Here is a 16,284-nt window from a genome sequence, read left to right on the forward strand (position 1 = left end):
TGTACGTCCGCTGAGGTGTCATCTGCCGAGCCCCCATGAGGTCTGTGATTGTTATTGACTGCCTGTACGGGCGATGTGTGCTGATGGCCGTCCCCGGTGGTGTGCCAGTACCGGCGGATACGGCTTGCCGGTCAGGCAGGTGGGCGCCGTCCGGTGATGCCCTCCCATCGGTCACGGGCGGCCTCGAGCTCGGCAAGCGCCTTGGTGAGTTTCTGGTCGTCGTCCTGGCGCGCGCGGACCGCGGCCAGGTCGCGGCGGGCGGCTTCCTGCGGTCCGGTGTCGGCGCGGGCGGATGCCAGTTCTGCCTCCTTCGTGCGGATCGACGCAGTCTGCTGCGCGCGGAAGTGGTTCTCCGCGACGACTGCGTTGTGGATCGCCAGTTCGAAGTGGCGCACATCGTCCTCGGCGTCCTCGGCGATCGGGTACTTCTCGAAGGCCTTTTAGCCCTCGGGCGAGGTCACGTACAGGTAGTGGTGGGTTGTGCCGGTCTCCTGGTGCACTGCCAGGTTGGCCAGCGGAACGTCCTTGCCCAGGAAGACCAGGACGTGTTCGTACAGCGAGACCTCACCGAGTGGCATCTTCAACTCCCGGCGGCCGACAGGCTCGCGCAGCCGCTGCAGTGCCCGTTCCAGGTCGTCGATGCGGCCCTGGTAGACCCGATCGGCCTGGGTGACACGAGTTTGGGCTTCGTTGAGCTCGTGAAGGGCCTTGCTCCGCAGCGACCGGACGGTGTGCCGAGCGTTGTCCAGGTCCTGTCTGTTGAGGCGGTACTCGCCGGAGAACGCGGGCTTCCGGCCGCCCGGATACCGGTACAGCCACCAGCCCAGCCCCACCCCCACCGCGAGGAACAGCACCGGGACCAGCCAGACCACATCCACACGTCCTCCCCACCCAGCCCTTGTCCGTCGCCTGTGCCCAACGCGGCTTCCCCTCTGGCGCCACGGCGAACTCCTCGAATATCAGCGGTAGTTCATGAAGGCGCAACCGGGCTGGATACGGATGAGACCGGGGGGCTGATGGTCGTGCAGCCACGCCCACTCATTTGCGCCGCAGCGCGCGCCATCCCGGCCACCAGCATGCGCACCGCTCCCTCCTGCGAACACGCCGTCGGCCTTCGCCATCCGCTCCGCCTCAGCCACGGCTTCCTCCACCGGGCCGCACTGTCGTCCCCGCGCCCTACGTGGTGTGCATCCGGATGCTCCTTGCCGGCCGTCCGTGGGCGGGCGACAGCGCCGTTGTGGCGTGGGAGAGGGCCCACGTGGCGGTCGGCGCACACGGGCACCGTCATGAACCGAACCCCGGACCTGTCCCGTGCTCAGGCTTCTCGCTGCTTGAGTTCGGCGGCTGCCCAGGGAAGCCCCCAGACTGCATACTGCTTCAGCACTGCTTCGTCGAGTTCTGCACGCCGCTCGCGGGCCTTGTTCAGCCGTGCCAGCAGCCGAACCTCGATGCCGGCGACCGTTGTCTGCCAGTCGCGCCGCACTGTGTGCCGCCCCTGTTCATCCACCAGCGGCCCGATGTCCTTGAGGTAGCGCCGGGCTGTCTCGATCACCGCCTGCGTTCGCTCATCCCGCGAGCGCCGAGGTGCCCGCGTACGCGGCGGCTCGGCAGGCACCGCGCTCCGCCCGGCCAGGCCTGGCGTTGTTCATCCTGGAGTTCCGCCCAGCGCGCCAGTTGCCCGCATAACCAGGCACCGAGGTCCTCCCCGCCGAAGGGACAGGTGCCCGCCATCAACTCCGTGACGGTGCCGCCGTCGGAGGTACAGATCCGTCAGGACCAGGTGCCGCTGCCACGCCGCATCCCACGTCCCCTCGACCCGCCACGGAACCCCCAGCGCGTCGAACTCCTTCGTGCGAGCTGCCCCAGGCCGCCTGGCCTCGGTCATGAGCCAGCCAACGGCCTCCCACAGGGGACGGGAGCCCGCTGCCCGGGCCCCCAGCAGATGGCGGTCGGGCTTCTGTCGGTGTCGGCCGGGTCAGGCCAGGTGGTTGTAGGACTGCCAGTTGTCGAAGAGGACCGGGCTGGCAGAGCGGGCGCGGAAGGGGGCGCTCGCGTTGCCTGTGCTCTCGTAGTAGTACGACGTCGCGTCGGGGCCGAACGCGTACAGGTCGGGTCGGCCGTCGCGGTTGCCGTCGCCGATGCCCACGACGTGGGTGTACGTGTGCCAGCCACCGCCGATCTTCACCCGGGTGCTGAGGGTACCGTCCCCTCTGCCCTGGTAGAGCCAGAGCACCCCCGACGCGTCGCGGGCCACCAGGTCGCCTGCCGAGCTGCCGGCGATGTTGCCGGTCGCGGTGACCTGGTTGTAGATCTGCCAGCCCGCGCCGATCTTCTTACGGGCGGCGAAGGGCGCGTGTGCATCCCCGGTGCCCTTGTAGAGCCACAGGGCTCCCGCGGTGTCGGTGGCCACCAGGTCGGCTTTTCCGTCGCCTGTGAGGTCACCGCCTCCGGCGAGTTGCCTGTAGATCTGCCAGCCGCCGCCGACCTTGGTGCGGGTGGCGAAGGTTCCGTCGCTCTTGCCCAGGTAGAGCCACAGGGTCCCGGACTTGTCGCGGGCGACGAGGTCTCCCACACTCGCGCCGCCGACGTTGCCGACGGCCTCGATCTGGTTGTAGTTCTGCCAGCCGGTGCCGATCAGCTTGCGCGGCACGCCGCTGAAGGACTTGTTGAGGAGGTCGTAGTGGGTGTCCTCACGCCACAGCCGACCCGAGCTGTCGCGGGCCAGCAGGTCCGGCGAGCCGTTGTCGGAGTAGTCGTGCGGCGCGGCCTTGCGGGTGACCTTGAAGGTGCCGGAGGCGGTCAGGGCCGGGCCGATGCCGTTGTACGGCTGGGCGCTGATCTGCCAGGTGTAGTCGCCGTTGTACGCGGCCAGGCTGCGGCCGTTGTTGTCGAGGAGGCCGTCCCAGGTGAGGTTCGCGCGCTGGGGTCCGTTGGAGTCGCCGTTGTTGGGGACGATGTACCGCTTCGCGGTCTGGCCGGTACGGGTGTGGCGCAGCGTGATGGCCACCTCGACGTTGAGCCGGGACAGCCGCCACTCCAACGGTACCTGGCCGCGGTTGCGGTCGAGGTCGATCACGGCGGGGATGCTGTGGCCGAGGAAGGTGACCTTGGTCGGCTCGCCGGTGCTCGCAATCAGCTCGACGACGGGTGCGCCGTCCGCTCCGGCGGAGATCCGGTAGACGCCCTCGCCCTTGTCCAGCGTGCCGCCCATGGCCAGCAGCGCGCCGTCGGGCGTGGGGGTGAGGGAGGTGACGTGGTCCATGAGCCTGCGGGTGGGGCCGCCGTCGATGGGCATGACGGTGAGCGGTATGAGCTGGTTCGACGCGTCGCCCTGGCTCAGGGGTGTGCTGTCTGCGTACGCCACCCAGTCCCCGACCAGGCCGACGCGCGGGCTGTATGCGCCTTCCAGCGGGAAGCGCCGCAGCTCGGTGGAGCCCCGCTTGGCGATGGAGAGCACTGCCTTGCCCAGGAGGTCGGCGTCGATCCACGCTGCGTGGGTGGGGGAGAGCGCGGCCGCGTCCTCGCCGCCCTTTGTGCCGACGGCGTGCGTGTCGGTGACGGCGGCGGTGGCGAGGTCGACGATGGCCAGGTGCCACTCGGGGTGGTCGAGTGGTCTGGTTTGGTACTGGAGCAGCACGCTGCCGGGGGCGGCGGCGGAGGTGTAGATGCTGCGGGCGTCGGCGGGCAGTCCGGTCACCGTGCGGTCGGAAAGCGATCCGCCGGTCTTGGCGACGAGGTGGACTTCCTGCGTGTTGGGGGTGTTGGCGAAGGTGGCGATGACGGTCGAGCCGACGGTGCCCGCATACCGGTAGCCCGTGCCGAACTGGCGCAGGTCGATCTGTACCGGCGTGGCGCCGGAGGCCATGTCGGTCAGGGTCACCACGCGCGAGGCGGACGTGAAGCTGTCGTCGCCCATCGCCACGGTGTCGGACGCCGCGCCGTGGAGCTCAGTCTGCGTGAACTGGCCAAAGTCGTGGCCCAGCAGGGTGGATGAGCCGTCGGAGTAGCGCGTCCAGCGCACGTCGGCCTTGGCGTCGGTGGACAGGAATCCGGTCGAGCCCGCGCTGACGATCTCCGAGCCCGATGCGATCGGCAGCGCGCTGTCCGCCTGGGCCGCTGCCTCCGGTGCCGCCGTGCCCGCCGCCGGAGCGGCGATGGCCGGCCCGGCCAGCGGGCCCGCGGTGACGGCCAGGCCGACGGCGATCGCTGCCGTGAGCCGTGGCCGGGACATGCGTGACTCGATCAAGATCGGTGCCCTCCCCTGATTCGGCCGCGGGCACGAAGGGTGCGGCGCAGCCTGTACGTACGGGGAGCTGTCGGGGGCTTCCCCCTGCCCGGATCCGAATGGCCCCCCGCGTGTCCGATGCACGCGGAGCCTAACAAGGGGGCGCGGCCTGCCTGTCACGGGCATCGAGAAGGTGTGCGCACTGACCGATTCGACCCGGTACGCCGCTGGCACGTAGTCCAACCGCGCTGGTGTGATGGGGACTTGTGACCGCGACGTCGGCTTGGGGTGAGCCGATACCACCAGGATCAGCGTGCAGCCGCTCCGCCCCTTCGCTTCGAGATAGTGGCGTGTGGCTGGAGGCGGGGCTGATGGTGCCCGTTCATCCGTGCGCCATTGGGCACGTTCATGTGTACAGCGGCAGCAGGGCACGTGAGGGTTCCGTATGGTGCGGGTCCCGCCCGTTCGCTTGGCACGAGCCCTTGCCGGCCCCAATTGCCGTCGCGCTGTGCCAGGGAGCACGCGAGCTGATCGACTCCATCGGGAACGGATCTGCAGGACTGCCGTCCGCACGCACCGAGCCTCGCTCCCGTCTGGAGCTAGTTGGCGGGCCTGTTCGCGGCATCGCGGTCCACAAGCACGATGTGCTCACCGGCCGGCAGCGAGTTGAGCGCATGCGCCGCCCGCCGAGGGGCGGCGTGCAGTGCGTGTGCTGCAGGGCCTGCGCTGACCGGCTCGTCCGCCGCTCAGCAGTAACTGGCTGTCATCGGGCCAGGGGTGGGTTTTCGGCGGGCTGGCCCGGGACGAGCCGTTCGTTGAGCTCCTCGGTCGCTGACGTCTCTCGGGGCACTCGCCTCGGCGGCTGGACGCGAGGCGTGTGCAGGTCTGGGTGGGTGTGCTGGTAGTGGTGTGGGCTTCCTCGTGTTGGTCGGCGGCGCTGGATCGTGCAGGCCTCTGACCTGTGTGCTGCTTGTGGCGCGCAGCGCCCAGTCGGCGGCGCGGAGCCGGCTGGCCCGGCCGGGCGCCCGGTCAGGGTCGATCAACTGGGCAGTGACGGCACCGCCGGCGCACTGCGAGAGGAGGCGAGAAGGCATCGGCCTGCTGGGCCCGATCAATCCCCGCGCTCCTGCGTGCAGTTGTGCATCCCGGGCTGGGATGCGCTGGACACGCGGCACTGGGACGAGGCGGGTCGGCTTCCGCCGGCGGAACTCGCCCGGCTGCTGGGCACCTACGCGTCCCGGGTGATGACGCCGCGCGGCTCCACCGCGGTGACAGGCCTGGAGCTGATGACCGCCCTGCATCCGCCGACCCGCGCGAGCGGACCGGACGAGAGGGGCAAGCGGCACAAGGAGTACAACCCCGGATCCCTCGGTGAGGATCCTGTTCCGTGTGCGCCGTGCGAGGCCCCGGACGGGCACCCGCTGCTCGCCGATCTGCCGCGCTTCCATCAGCGCACCGGGGCCGAGATGCTGGTGGAGGAGGCGTACGACTGGGCACGCCCGCTCACCGACGCGGAGCGCCTCAACCGCTACCTGGTGGGCATCGACGTCAACATGGCCTTCGCCGCCGGCGTGAACGGCTGCATCGTCGGCCTCGGCGCGCCGACACGCGTCAAGAACCCCGTGTTCGACCCGAAGCTGCCCGGCTCCTGGCTCCTCAACCTCTCCCGCATCGAACTCGACGAGCGGCTTCCGTCCCCGTTCACGCCGAAGGGCAATCGGCCCGAGGGCCCGGGCTGGTACGCAACGCCGACCGTCGCGTACGGGGTGGAGCTCGGCTACGACGTCGCCCCGACCGAGGCCTACGTCCGCTACGACAACGGCCGCTTCCTGGACGGCTGGTACAACCGGCTGCGCGATGCGTACGTGGCGACGATGGCCGACCAGGGCGTCACCGCCGGCCTCGCCCCGGAAGACTTCCTCCAGGCGATGGCAGAGCACAAGCAGGTGGATCCGCAGCTGGCGATCGTCCTCGCGGCGATCAAGGCGACGGTGAAGGGAGGTATCGGCAAGCTGCGCGAGCGGCCGCGCGGCGGCGGCTGGCGTCCCGCGAGCCGTGGCCGGCCCTGTCCCGCCCGACCTGGCGCCCCGACATCCGCGCCGCCGTCATCTCCCGGACCCGCGTCAACATGCACCGCAAGATGCTCAAGCACGCCGCCGCCACCGGCCAGTACCCGGTCGCGGTCCTCTCCGACTGCGCCGTGTACGCGGCCGACGGCCCGGGCCCGCTCGACTTCCTGCCCTACTCCGGCGGCAAGCCGCTGCCGGGCGGCTTCCGCCTCGGCGTCACCCGGGAATGGTCAAGCACGAGGGCACCCAGACCACCCTGTGGGCCGAGGGCGTGCGCGAGGAGCACGGCCCCGCGCTCAACCTCGCCCGGTACATCAAGGACGGCAACGTCACCCACGCGGACACAGGGGAGTAGAGCGCGATGACCATGTTCGGGGACGGCCTCGACACGGCGGTGCAGCGCGCGTTCACCCGCCCCATCCCGAAGTCGGCCGGGGCCCAGATGCGCTACCTGGTCAGACAGCTCAAAGGCACCAAGGCCGCGGCCGAGGCGCTCGGCATCTCCCAGCGCACCGTCGAACGGTACGTGAAGGGCCAGTTCAAAAAGCCCCGCAAAGACCTCGCCGACCGCCTGGAGAGCGAGGTCAAAAAGCGGTGGCCGCCCCAGATCAAGGAGAAGGCCAAGCAGCGCGCGGCCACCACCGGCGGCATCGTCATCGACACCCGGGCCCGCTTCGGCTACACTGCCGCCCCCGGCACCACCGACGACGCCCGGCTGCGCCACCTCACCGTCGCGCTCCCGCCCACCTACGCCGCCCGTCTCTTCGAGGCCCGGGATCAGGGCGCATCCGACCAGCAGCTGCAGGAGATCGCCGCCGAAGGACTCCAGGAGGTCTACTTCAAGGACGGAGGCCATCTCCTTCTACCTCGTGCGCACCGACGTCCGCGAAGCGTTCGAGAACCGACTGATCGGACAGGACATGGGCAAGGGCTGTCTGCGGTTCCGTAAGCCGGAAGCCATCGACTTCAACCTGATACGGGACCTGCTGAGGGCTACTGCGACCCGGCCAGGCAAGATCTGCTGACAATCCGCAGATCGAACACACCCCGGCCAACTGGAACGCTCACTGGCCAACTGAAGCCCTCAGTCTCACCGCGTCCGATGGTTCCAGCGGCTTGAGCGCCATGCGGGCATCGACCTGCTCGCCGGTCGGCATGCCGCTCCACCACGGGTGGGTGATGACTGCGGCCGACAGCCGCACCAGTCGGCGGCGCAGCCGCGCGTACTGGTCGATCTGCTCCTTGATCCAGCCGGGCGAGGCGGGGAAGGAGGTGATCCGGTCGCCCATCGGGCTGTACGTCTTCGTGGCGGGGCTCGTAACCTCTCGATGTGTCCGCACCCCGAAACATCGACTCCTGGCAGCAGGTGGAGTCCCGCCAGGACTTCACCGCCTACCTTCAAAAGCTGGCGGCCGACCGCGAGAAGGTGTGCAAAGGGCAGGATCCCCGTTCACCCGCAGCGCAGTGCTGGACCAACCAGACCGTCGACAGCTTCCTGTGGGCTTGGGTCCGGCTTCTGGAGAGCCGACTCGACGGCACCGACCTACTGCACGAAGAGGCTCCCGGCAGGCCCGGGTGGCAGGGGCTTGCCTTCCAGCTGGACGCCGTGCGCACCACTCCGCCCGGATTCAACTCGGCTCCCGCCGACTCCGTCACCGAGTGGGACGAGGTGGACAGCGCACACGAGCTGCGGATGTATGTCGCGGCGCTCGCCACCGACTTCGCCCGCGACCAGCGGGACTACCAGGCGAAGATCAGCCGCGGTGAATGGGCCGGCGACGGAGGCAGCTGGGCGCACGGCCTCCTGTACAACGTGCTCGATGCCTGGGCTGCCTGGCTAGTCAGCTCGACACTCCACGCCCAACTCGAACCAGTCACCTGGCGATCAGTTGCCCTGCAACTCTCAGCAGCGCAGATCTATGAGTAGCCCGCGACGGACCAGATCATCTGAGACGACGAGTGAATCGGACCAGATCATCTGAGACCGGACAGGTCGACTGAGACGGGACAGCTGCGATAGTTGGCGGACTGAGCGCAATACCTGGCGGACCTCGCTACCTGAGGTGCTCAAGGGGGGCTTTGACCGGCATCAGTAGGCCGGTGGCGACTACTTGGTCGAGGACTGGTGCCTTCCTTGGCCGCCTCGAAAAATGCCTGGTGCCGGTGCTGCGTCTCGGGCAGGCTCCACAACGATGAGCGACGAATCAGAGGGTGACCGGGCGTACGCGCCGGTGGACTCGGTCAAAGGGCTTCTGCAACGAGGTCGGGGGCTGGGCGCGCTCCGAGCGATGGACGATCCCGTGACAGCCTGCGAGTTGGTGTACGACGAGGTCCGGCATGACTGGCGCTGGGACTCGGTGGACGACCGCTACCTCTATCTGGCTCGCTTGATCCAAGGACTGGGACTGGCACTGGAACCGGTGATCGCCCTGCTGGCCGGTGACGAGGACGACTGCGAGCGGGCCACCCGCGTGCTGGAGCTGATAGCTGTCTCGGGTTCGGCCGAGGCCCGCGAAGCCCTGCGGGCCTACATCCGGGAAGGCGAGCACTGGGTGGATGTCCTTGAATCGGTGGCGGGCATCTGGCCGACGGAGTGGTGGGACGACCTGGCCGGTATCTCGCGTGACCGGCTGAGCGGAGAGGAACCGCTGCTGTGGCGCTCCGAGCCCTGGCTGCGCTGGGGAACGGCGCACGGGGGGTCCGCACGCACACGCTTGCAGGGGATGCACACCATCGAGCTGGGTCCGAGCCGCCGTCAGCTGCTGTCCGTACTTGCCGGCTCCGACATGGACGACGGTGCCAAGGCCCAGGCCCTGCACACCTTGGCCGGCCGTCCGCCGGAGCCGGACCTGATCCCCCTGGTGCCCGAACTCGGGACGGTGGACGGCAAGTGGCCCCTGCCTTGGCTCGGGCGTGCGGTCGAGCGGCTCGGCGCCCTCGCCGTGGCGGAGGCACGCGCATGGGCGACGGACGAGCGAGATTGGTTGTCCTGGACCGGAATCCTGGTTCTGGCCGAACACGGCGAAGCCCAGGACCTGCCCGTGCTGATCCGGGAACTCGCCGGCCATGAGGAGGCGGGCCAGTGGTGCGGGCCCGAGCGGCTGGCCGCCGGCCTGGCCCGCTTCGGGCCAGCGGCCGCGGAGGCCGCGCCGATACTGCGCCGATTCTGGCTGCGCACCCCGCACTCCTACGAACGGCCGGGCTACCTGAAGGCACTGGCGGCCATCGACCCGGCCGGCCTCGACCGGGCGTACACCGAGTCCCTCTGGGACTGCGAACCGGACGCCCGCCTGCTGGGCGTCGCCTCCGCACCCGATCTGCCGCAGGTCAGGCAGCGGCTCACCCAGCTGCGGGACGACCCGATGGAGAAGCCCGAGGTCAGGACCGCCGCAGGGGACCGCCTGGCAGCGGGCCGGCGTTGATTGCCTAAACCAACGGAATGAAGTCGCGGTCGGCCTCCCGCGGCATGACGGCCAGGCGGGCACAGCGAACCCGCTCCGCGGCTACCACCTCATGAGCGCGCTACTTGGCGAATTCCGCCAACTATCGCGCTAAGCCACAGCTGTGTCCTACAGCTCGGCCACCCCCGCTTGCGGGGCCGGTCCCTTGACATCGCGGCGTCTGTTGTGGCTGGTCAGGGCGGTGAAAGGGCCTTTTTGGCCCTCGGTCATAGTGGGCGCCATGGACTATGACGTAGTGGTGGCCGGAGGCGGCCCGGTCGGACTGATGCTGGCCTGCGAGCTCCGGCTCGGAGGCGCGCGGGTGGCCGTCCTGGAGCGCCTCACCGAAGTGGACCCGACGATCAAGGGCGGGGCGATCACCACGCCCAGCGCCGAGGCGCTCTACCGCCGGGGCATGCTGCCCGCGCTGGCCGAGGTGCAGCGGCAGGCGATGGACCGCTTCCAGGCGTTCATGCGCGAGCGGAACGGCGGGGACGGAGGCGGGGCTGCAGGCCAAGGGCTCGGGTTCGTCGGGCACTTCGCCGGGATCATGCTGCGCGCCGACCTGGTCGACCGTACGGAGCCGGGCTTCGGCGACGCCGGACCCGCCGCCGAGATCGGTCTCGTGGCGCAGCAGGACATCGAGCGGCTGCTCGGCGGGCGGGCGGACGAGCTCGGCGTCGACGTGCGCCGGGGAGTGGAGCTGACCGGCTTCGACGCGGACGACGGGGCCGTTACCGTGCGGACGAGCGGCGGGGCGATACGCGCCGGCTGGCTCGTGGGCTGCGACGGCGGCCGCAGCACGGTCCGCAAGCTCGCGGCTTTCGAATTTCCCGGTACGGACCCGGAGATCACCTGTCACCAGGCGGTCGTGGAGATGACCGGTGCCGAGGACCTGAAGGTCGGCTGGACCGCCACGGACACCGGGGTGTACGCCCACGGGCCGATGCCGGGCCGCGTCGTCACCGTGGAGTTCGACGGCCCGCCGGCCGACCGGGACGCGCCGGTCACCACCGAGGACCTCCAGGCGCGGCTGCGCTGCGTATCCGGCGTGGACGTCACGATCACCGGGGTGCGGACCGCTACCCGCTTCACCGACCACGCCCGCCAGGTCACCGAGTACCGTAAGGGCCGGGTGCTGCTGGCGGGCGACGCGGCGCACGTGCACTCCGCGTTCGGGAGCCAGGGGCTGAGCCTGGGTATCGGGGACGCGATGAACCTCGGCTGGAAGCTCGCCGCGGTGATCGGCGGCCGGGCGCCGGAAGGGCTGCTGGACACGTACACCTCCGAGCGGCACCCGGTCGGCGCGTGGGTCCTGGACTGGACCCGGTCCCAGGTCGCGGCCATGCGTCCGGACCCGCAGTCCCGGGCCCTGCGCGAGATCGTCAGCGACCTGGCGGGGTCCGTCGTGGGCACCACGTACCTCACCGCGCGGCTCAACGGTGCCGGGGTGCGGTACGAGCTGCCGGGCGAGCACCCGCTGACCGGCCGCAGCTCCCCGGACCTCGAACTCACCGACGGCGGCCGCCTCGCGGACCACCTCCACGGCGGCCGGGCGCTCCTGCTCGACCTCACCGACGACCCGGAGCTCCGGGCCCTTGCCGCGGGGTACGCCGGCCGCGTCGACACCCTGACGGCCGGCTGCCCGTCCCGCCCGGAACTGGCGGCGGTCCTCGTGCGTCCGGACGGCTTCACGGCCTGGGCGGCCGACGCGGGGGCGCAGGCGCCGACGTCGACGGCCGGGCTGGCGCAGGCGCTGGAGGAGTGGTTCGGAGTGCCGGAGTGCGCGGTGACGCCGGGCTGATCCGCCGCTCCGGGTGGGGAGGGGGCGTGAACTTTGCCCCCTGCCCGCTGTGTTCGTGGTCTTCCACGATGGCCCGGGAATCAGGCCGCCGGGCATCGTGGGAGCCGCGTCGGGCAGCACCGACAAGGCCCCCGCACCGGCCGTGGTGCGAGTGGCGGACCGGCGCCGCCGATCGTCTTGCCCCGCTTGCGGGCGGACTCGTGGCCTTCGAGGGCGCGGTCGCGGACGTACTCGTGTTTGATCGTCCCCAGGCGAATAGCGCAAGGTCGGAATACTGCCTTTTCACCAGTGCACCCGCAACACCGCCGAGGCGGTCATCGGCGCGGTTACCGGCAGCGTCATCCGACCGGAGACCGTCCTGCTCGGCCGCTGCACCACTGACGGGCACTTCCTGCTGGTCGCCCGCAGCACACCCCTGGCGCCACGGCTTCGGGTCGAGCTCGGTGGCGGCCTGCTCGCCCCCACAGGCGCCGATCACCCCTGGCACGACGTTCACTTCACTTCGCACTGGGGCAGCCGCGAACCGCTCGCCTTCACCCCCGTCGCGCCCCAGCTCGTCGCCGAATTTCACGGTGACACCGCCGTCGATCGCGGCCGCTGGCGCCACCCCGTCACCCTCCACCGGCTCCGTATCGACCTCACCCCCGACGACGTCCCGCTGTATGGCGCGGAACGGCCCTCCGCCGACCCGGCGCGTTGGCACCGCTGCCTCAGGCCGGACACCCGATCGGCAGCGTGGTCGGCGGCGTGGTCGGCGGTCTGCCCGGTGTGGTTGGGTCCGTGGTCGGGGTGCGACCACGGACCCAACCACGGTCGGTCGCAGCGACCCAGGTGGCGTACCAGCCTGGTGGAAGGCATGCGGTATGACGTGGACGCTGCCGGAGCCGATGCTGAGCACGCCCGTGCCCGGGCCCGATCTGCGGCCGGGCTGGGCGGGCGAGCCGAAGTGGGACGGATTCCGGGCCCTGGTCTCCGTCGACGCGGGGCGGGTGACGCTGCGCTCGAGGCGCGGCACTGAGATGGCGCCGACCTTTCCGGAGGTGGTGGCCGGGGCCGCGCAGCTGCCGGACGCGACCGCGATGGACGGCGAGCTGATCGTGTGGGAGGAGAGTCGACTCGCCTTCGAGCGGCTGCAGAACCGGCTGCAGCGGCGGCGCGGCGCTGGGGCGGCCCGGGCTGCTGTCGAGTGGCCGGTCCACTTCGTCGCCTTCGATCTGTTGCGGCTGCCGGCACAGACACTACGGGGTGGCCGTACTGGCGGCGCAGGGCAGCGTTGGAATCGGTGTTCGTCGCCCGGCGGCTGTCGGCGCCGTGGGCGCCGTGCCCGTCGACCACCGACCGGACACCGTGCGCGAGTGGCTGTCGTGGGCGGCGGTCGGCATGGAGGGGGTGGTCTATAAAAGGCTGGACGGCGCCTACGAGCCTTCGGTTTGGGGCTGGTTGAAGTACAAGGTGCGCTAGACGACGGAGGCGGTCGTCGGTTCGGTCACCGGCCCGGTGGCCGCTCCCCGCAGTCTGTTGCTTGGCAGGTACGACGACGATGGGCGCCTTCAGTACGCCGGCCGCACCACCAACCTCGCCCGGACGGCCAGCAGCACGTTCGCCGGCCTACTCACTCCGTCCCGGCGCGGCCATCCCTGGACGGGCTGGTCGTTCTCCGCCGGGTGGGGCATCAAGGAGACGTTGAACGTCACGCTGGTGCGGCCCGAGCTGGTGGTGGAGGTCGGCGTCGACGTCGCCCGCGATGCTTCCGGCCGGTGGCGCCACCCTGCACGCCTGCACCGCGCCCGCCCCGACCTCTCCCCCCGCCGACATCCCCCGCCTGACGTCACCGCCGCACTGACGGCGGCCCGGGCGCCGGCGGCCCTGGCCGACGCGCAACACCGGCCAGCGCGCCCTGAAGCCGTCCGCGCCGCGGTGCCCTGGAAGGTGTTGTCGCTACTGGCTGATGGTTGCCGACGGCGGGGTCCAGCGGGTTTTGGGCGGGATGGTGCTGCTGACTCCGAAGTCGTTCTTGAGCTGTTCGGGGATGGCGTAGTGCATGACGCGGCCTCGGGTGAGGGAGGACAGTTCGAAGACGCTGGTCAGGTGTCCGAGTCGGTCCAGGGCCCAGCCCGCCAGGGGTGAGCGGTCCTCAATGGTTTCCAGCAGCCCCAGCAGGGTGGGGGCGGCCTTGACGACGGTGTCCCAGGTGGTGCGGGGGACTTGCAGCCAGTCGGCGCAGGTGTCGCCGATCAGGTAGCGGATCAGGGCGGAGACGATCGGGTCGAAGAAGGTGCCGGGCACGACTTCTTCGTAGAGGTCGATGAGCTGGCGGGTGAGCTGGGCGCCTTCCTCGCTGGGGCCCATGTGGCGGGTCATGTACAGGTCGGAGAACTCGCGGGCTGCCTGCAGGTCCTTGGGGACATGGTCCTGGTCGATGCCGAGGATGGCGCCGACGACCCGCCAGGCGTAGTAGTAGGACTCGGCGCCTTCGTGGCTCATGTGGATGCCCAGGCGGTGCAGGGCGTCGAGGACCTGGATGGAGAACATCATCTGCCCGCCGATCATGTCCTCCTGACAGATCGGCGTGCCCAGGGCGGCGGTGTCCCAGCGGTCCTCACGCTGGAGGTGGTGGCGGATGGAGGCGTGCAGCAGCCGTACCTTCTGGGCTGCTGGGATGAAACGGCTGCCGGCTTCGAACGCGCCGGGCTGCATGAGGTAGACGGTGAACTGGCCCGTCTCAGCCATCCGTTTGGAGGGGTACTTCAGCGAATGGGTGGACGACAGCAGCTTGGCCACGTGGGGCAGGACGTAGCAGGCGGGCATCGAGGCGAACGAGAGCGCGGTGGAGATGTGCACGTTGTTGTCGATGAAGAACAGCCGTGCCTTCTCCATCTCACCCCAGTCCACCCAGGCCGGCGGCGTGCTGGTCTCGTTCAGGTACTCGCGGGCCACGTCCGGCAGCCCCTCGGGAAGGTCCTGCCCGACGGTGGAGACGTAGCGCATGAGCGTGTTGAACTTGCCGACCTCTCCGCGCTCGAACAGTGTCGCCACAGTCGCGTCGGCGAGTTCGTCCCCTTGGGTGCGCAGGGCGTCCATGGACGCTCGGGTGTAGGTCATGGTGCTCCTCCGGTGGGATGGCGGTCAGTGAGTGCGGGTGGCTGAGACGGTCGCCAGGGCCGACAGTGCGCGGCGGGCCTCGGTGGTCAGATCGGCGTCGGACAGAGCCTCGTGTGCTTCACGCAGCCGGGCTGTGATCATGTCTTCGACGCGGGCGACGGCCCCGGTGCGGTGAGCGATCTCCCGGACCCGTTCCACCTGCTGCTCGCTGAGGTTCGCCTGCCCGAGCAGGCGGTGCAGCTCGCCGTGTTCCGCCTTGGTGGCGGACGTGAGCGCGTGGGCCATCAGCGCGGTGGGCCGATTCCCGGCCAGGTCATCGGCCGGGTCCTTGCCGGTCTGCTCACGATCGCCGAACAGGCCCAGCAGGTCATCGCGCAGCTGGAATGCCTCGCCCAGCGGCACGCCGTAGTCGCTGTACGCCTGCAGCAGCCGCGGTGGGGCACCGGCGAGAAGGCCGCCGATCTGTAAAGGGTGTTCGACGGTGTATTTGGCGGTCTTGTAGCGGATCACCTTCACCGACGCGTCCGGGTCCGGCTCGGCTCCGGTGCGCAATACCTCCAGGCACTCGCCGGCCACCAGTTCGCGTGCCAGAACCGCCCACAGAGGCCGGGCCCTGCCCAGGAAGGCGCCGGGCAGGCCCGAGGTGGTGAACAGCTGCCCGGCCATCGACATCAGCAGATCACCCACCAGCATGGCCAGGGCCCGGGCGCCGGCCTTCGGCCGCACATGATCGGTGAGGACCTTGCGCAGGGCGATGTGCCCGGTGGGCTGGCCGTGCCGGGTGCGGCTGTGGTCGATCAGGTCGTCGTGCACGACGGCGGCCGCATGGACCAGCTCGATCGCGCTGGCGGCGCGCACCAGCGCCTCGCTGTCGGGCTGGCCGGCCCCACGCCAGCCCCAGTAGCAAAACGCCGCCCTGAGGCGCTTACCGTGCCCGGTCGCGGCATGAAGTCGCTCTGCAACCGGCGCCAGACAGGCATCGATGTCAGCCAGCGCCCGTGCTTCCGCGGCAACGAATTCGCCGAGGACTCGGTCGATGCGCTTCTTCAGGAAGGCGTGCTCTTCCCCTTCACTCACTGCCGCGCTCCGCCTGGGTGCGAGCGGTCACGGTGCGGGCGAGGACCTCCAGGTGAGCCGGCGCAGCGGCCGCATGCCGGTCCAGGAGCAGGCGGCCGCGGGCCTTGGTCTCCTCCTGGCCGTCCACCAGAAGGTCCCCGATATCGGCGCGGCGCAGCAGGCCGCTTACGCCGCCCACCGCGCTGCTCAGCCCGCAGACCGCCAGATCGGCAAGGCCGGCCACCAGGGCCACCGTGTCCTCGGTCAGGCCCGGCTTGCGGCCGTCATGGTGTGTCACAGCATGTCCCCCTGAGGCAAGGCCCGCACCGGCTCCGGCCGGTCGGCACAGAGCAGCGCGTAGCGGTGTTCGGCACAACACGATTCGAGTCTGGCCACCGAACACACCCCAGGCAGCCCTTATGCACCATCGAGTGATCTTCTTCAAAGATCCCCCCATGCAGTAAGCGGCACCTGTTACGGGACAAGAACCTGGTCACGGCTGGTGCTTCGGGCGGCCGGCTGAAGCCTGCCGAGGGTCCGCGCCGGAGCTGACGTGCCGCTGTGTCTCTTGGGCGCCGTGCCAGTCCA

General features: G+C 70.2%; 14 protein-coding genes and 1 pseudogene. 6 read left to right on the forward strand and 9 right to left on the reverse strand.

Annotated elements, in window-relative coordinates; genetic code table 11:
* Positions 1-131: 131 nt before the first annotated feature.
* The 5 genes from ACFYXH_RS22615 to ACFYXH_RS22635 all read right to left on the reverse strand — a co-directional run bounded on the left by ACFYXH_RS22615 (position 132) and on the right by ACFYXH_RS22635 (position 4,246).
* A complete protein-coding gene (locus ACFYXH_RS22615; protein WP_389565698.1) occupies positions 132-395 on the reverse strand; it encodes a hypothetical protein in 264 nt (87 codons plus the stop codon).
* Between the two features lie 45 nt (positions 396-440).
* Entirely contained in the window at positions 441-878 is a 438-nt protein-coding gene (locus ACFYXH_RS22620) for a hypothetical protein (RefSeq protein WP_389565700.1), read from the reverse strand.
* 81 nt (positions 879-959) lie between these two features.
* Positions 960-1,139: a hypothetical protein gene (locus ACFYXH_RS22625; protein WP_389565702.1), complete on the reverse strand. Its 180-nt coding sequence runs from the start codon at positions 1,137-1,139 to the stop codon at positions 960-962.
* Positions 1,140-1,315: 176 nt separating this feature from the next.
* A complete protein-coding gene (locus ACFYXH_RS22630; protein ID WP_389565705.1) occupies positions 1,316-1,552 on the reverse strand; it encodes a hypothetical protein in 237 nt (78 codons plus the stop codon).
* 423 nt (positions 1,553-1,975) lie between these two features.
* Positions 1,976-4,246 carry an FG-GAP repeat domain-containing protein gene (locus ACFYXH_RS22635; protein ID WP_389565708.1) on the reverse strand — a complete coding sequence of 757 codons (2,271 nt, stop codon included), beginning with the start codon at positions 4,244-4,246 and terminating at the stop codon, positions 1,976-1,978.
* A gap of 1,061 nt (positions 4,247-5,307) precedes the next feature.
* On the opposite strand from ACFYXH_RS22635, the pseudogene tap reads away from it, so the two are divergent.
* Positions 5,308-6,649, forward strand: a pseudogene (gene tap / locus ACFYXH_RS22640) (telomere-associated protein Tap); the annotation flags it as partial.
* Positions 6,650-6,655: 6 nt separating this feature from the next.
* Complete coding sequence (gene tpg, locus ACFYXH_RS22645) at positions 6,656-7,243, forward strand: telomere-protecting terminal protein Tpg (protein WP_389565711.1); 588 nt, start codon at positions 6,656-6,658, stop codon at positions 7,241-7,243.
* 115 nt (positions 7,244-7,358) lie between these two features.
* Here tpg and ACFYXH_RS22650 read toward each other — a convergent pair whose 3' ends face one another.
* Entirely contained in the window at positions 7,359-7,634 is a 276-nt protein-coding gene (locus ACFYXH_RS22650) for a hypothetical protein (RefSeq protein ID WP_389565713.1), read from the reverse strand.
* Here ACFYXH_RS22650 and ACFYXH_RS22655 point away from each other — a divergent pair.
* The 4 genes from ACFYXH_RS22655 (at position 7,625) to ACFYXH_RS22670 (ending at position 12,938) form a co-directional block, all read left to right on the forward strand.
* On the forward strand, positions 7,625-8,221 hold the full coding sequence (locus ACFYXH_RS22655; RefSeq protein WP_389565716.1) for a hypothetical protein: 597 nt from the start codon (positions 7,625-7,627) through the stop codon (positions 8,219-8,221). The two genes, ACFYXH_RS22650 and ACFYXH_RS22655, sit on opposite strands and share 10 nt — an antisense overlap.
* 265 nt (positions 8,222-8,486) lie before the next feature.
* Positions 8,487-9,716 carry a hypothetical protein gene (locus ACFYXH_RS22660; protein ID WP_389565719.1) on the forward strand — a complete coding sequence of 410 codons (1,230 nt, stop codon included), beginning with the start codon at positions 8,487-8,489 and terminating at the stop codon, positions 9,714-9,716.
* A 259-nt stretch (positions 9,717-9,975) separates the two neighbouring features.
* Positions 9,976-11,538, forward strand: a complete 1,563-nt coding sequence (locus ACFYXH_RS22665) for an FAD-dependent monooxygenase (RefSeq protein ID WP_389565722.1) — start codon at positions 9,976-9,978, stop codon at positions 11,536-11,538.
* Positions 11,539-12,401: 863 nt separating this feature from the next.
* A complete protein-coding gene (locus ACFYXH_RS22670) occupies positions 12,402-12,938 on the forward strand; it encodes a hypothetical protein (RefSeq protein ID WP_389565725.1) in 537 nt (178 codons plus the stop codon).
* A gap of 538 nt (positions 12,939-13,476) precedes the next feature.
* Here the strand turns inward: ACFYXH_RS22670 and ACFYXH_RS22675 are convergent.
* The 3 genes from ACFYXH_RS22675 to ACFYXH_RS22685 are packed head-to-tail and all read right to left on the reverse strand — an operon-like array spanning position 13,477 to position 15,994.
* On the reverse strand, positions 13,477-14,640 hold the full coding sequence (locus ACFYXH_RS22675) for an oxygenase MpaB family protein (protein ID WP_389565727.1): 1,164 nt from the start codon (positions 14,638-14,640) through the stop codon (positions 13,477-13,479).
* 24 nt (positions 14,641-14,664) lie between these two features.
* Positions 14,665-15,717 carry a polyprenyl synthetase family protein gene (locus ACFYXH_RS22680; RefSeq protein WP_389565729.1) on the reverse strand — a complete coding sequence of 351 codons (1,053 nt, stop codon included), beginning with the start codon at positions 15,715-15,717 and terminating at the stop codon, positions 14,665-14,667.
* On the reverse strand, positions 15,710-15,994 hold the full coding sequence (locus tag ACFYXH_RS22685; RefSeq protein WP_389565732.1) for a polyprenyl synthetase: 285 nt from the start codon (positions 15,992-15,994) through the stop codon (positions 15,710-15,712). The genes ACFYXH_RS22680 and ACFYXH_RS22685 overlap by 8 nt, the downstream gene beginning before the upstream one ends.
* Positions 15,995-16,284: the final 290 nt, after the last annotated feature.

Origin of the sequence: Streptomyces sp. NPDC002730 (assembly GCF_042888805.1) — a bacterium.
Classification (GTDB): Bacteria; Actinomycetota; Actinomycetes; order Streptomycetales; family Streptomycetaceae; genus Streptomyces.

Excerpts from the sequence above, each read along its gene's own strand:
- ACFYXH_RS22660 (WP_389565719.1), top strand. The coding sequence starts at position 8,487 with ATGAGCGACGAATCAGAGGGTGACCGGGCGTACGCGCCGGTGGACTCG.
- tpg (WP_389565711.1), top strand. The coding sequence starts at position 6,656 with ATGACCATGTTCGGGGACGGCCTCGACACGGCGGTGCAGCGCGCGTTC.
- ACFYXH_RS22665 (WP_389565722.1), top strand. The coding sequence starts at position 9,976 with ATGGACTATGACGTAGTGGTGGCCGGAGGCGGCCCGGTCGGACTGATG.
- ACFYXH_RS22675 (WP_389565727.1), bottom strand. The coding sequence starts at position 14,640 with ATGACCTACACCCGAGCGTCCATGGACGCCCTGCGCACCCAAGGGGAC.
- ACFYXH_RS22670 (WP_389565725.1), top strand. The coding sequence starts at position 12,402 with ATGACGTGGACGCTGCCGGAGCCGATGCTGAGCACGCCCGTGCCCGGG.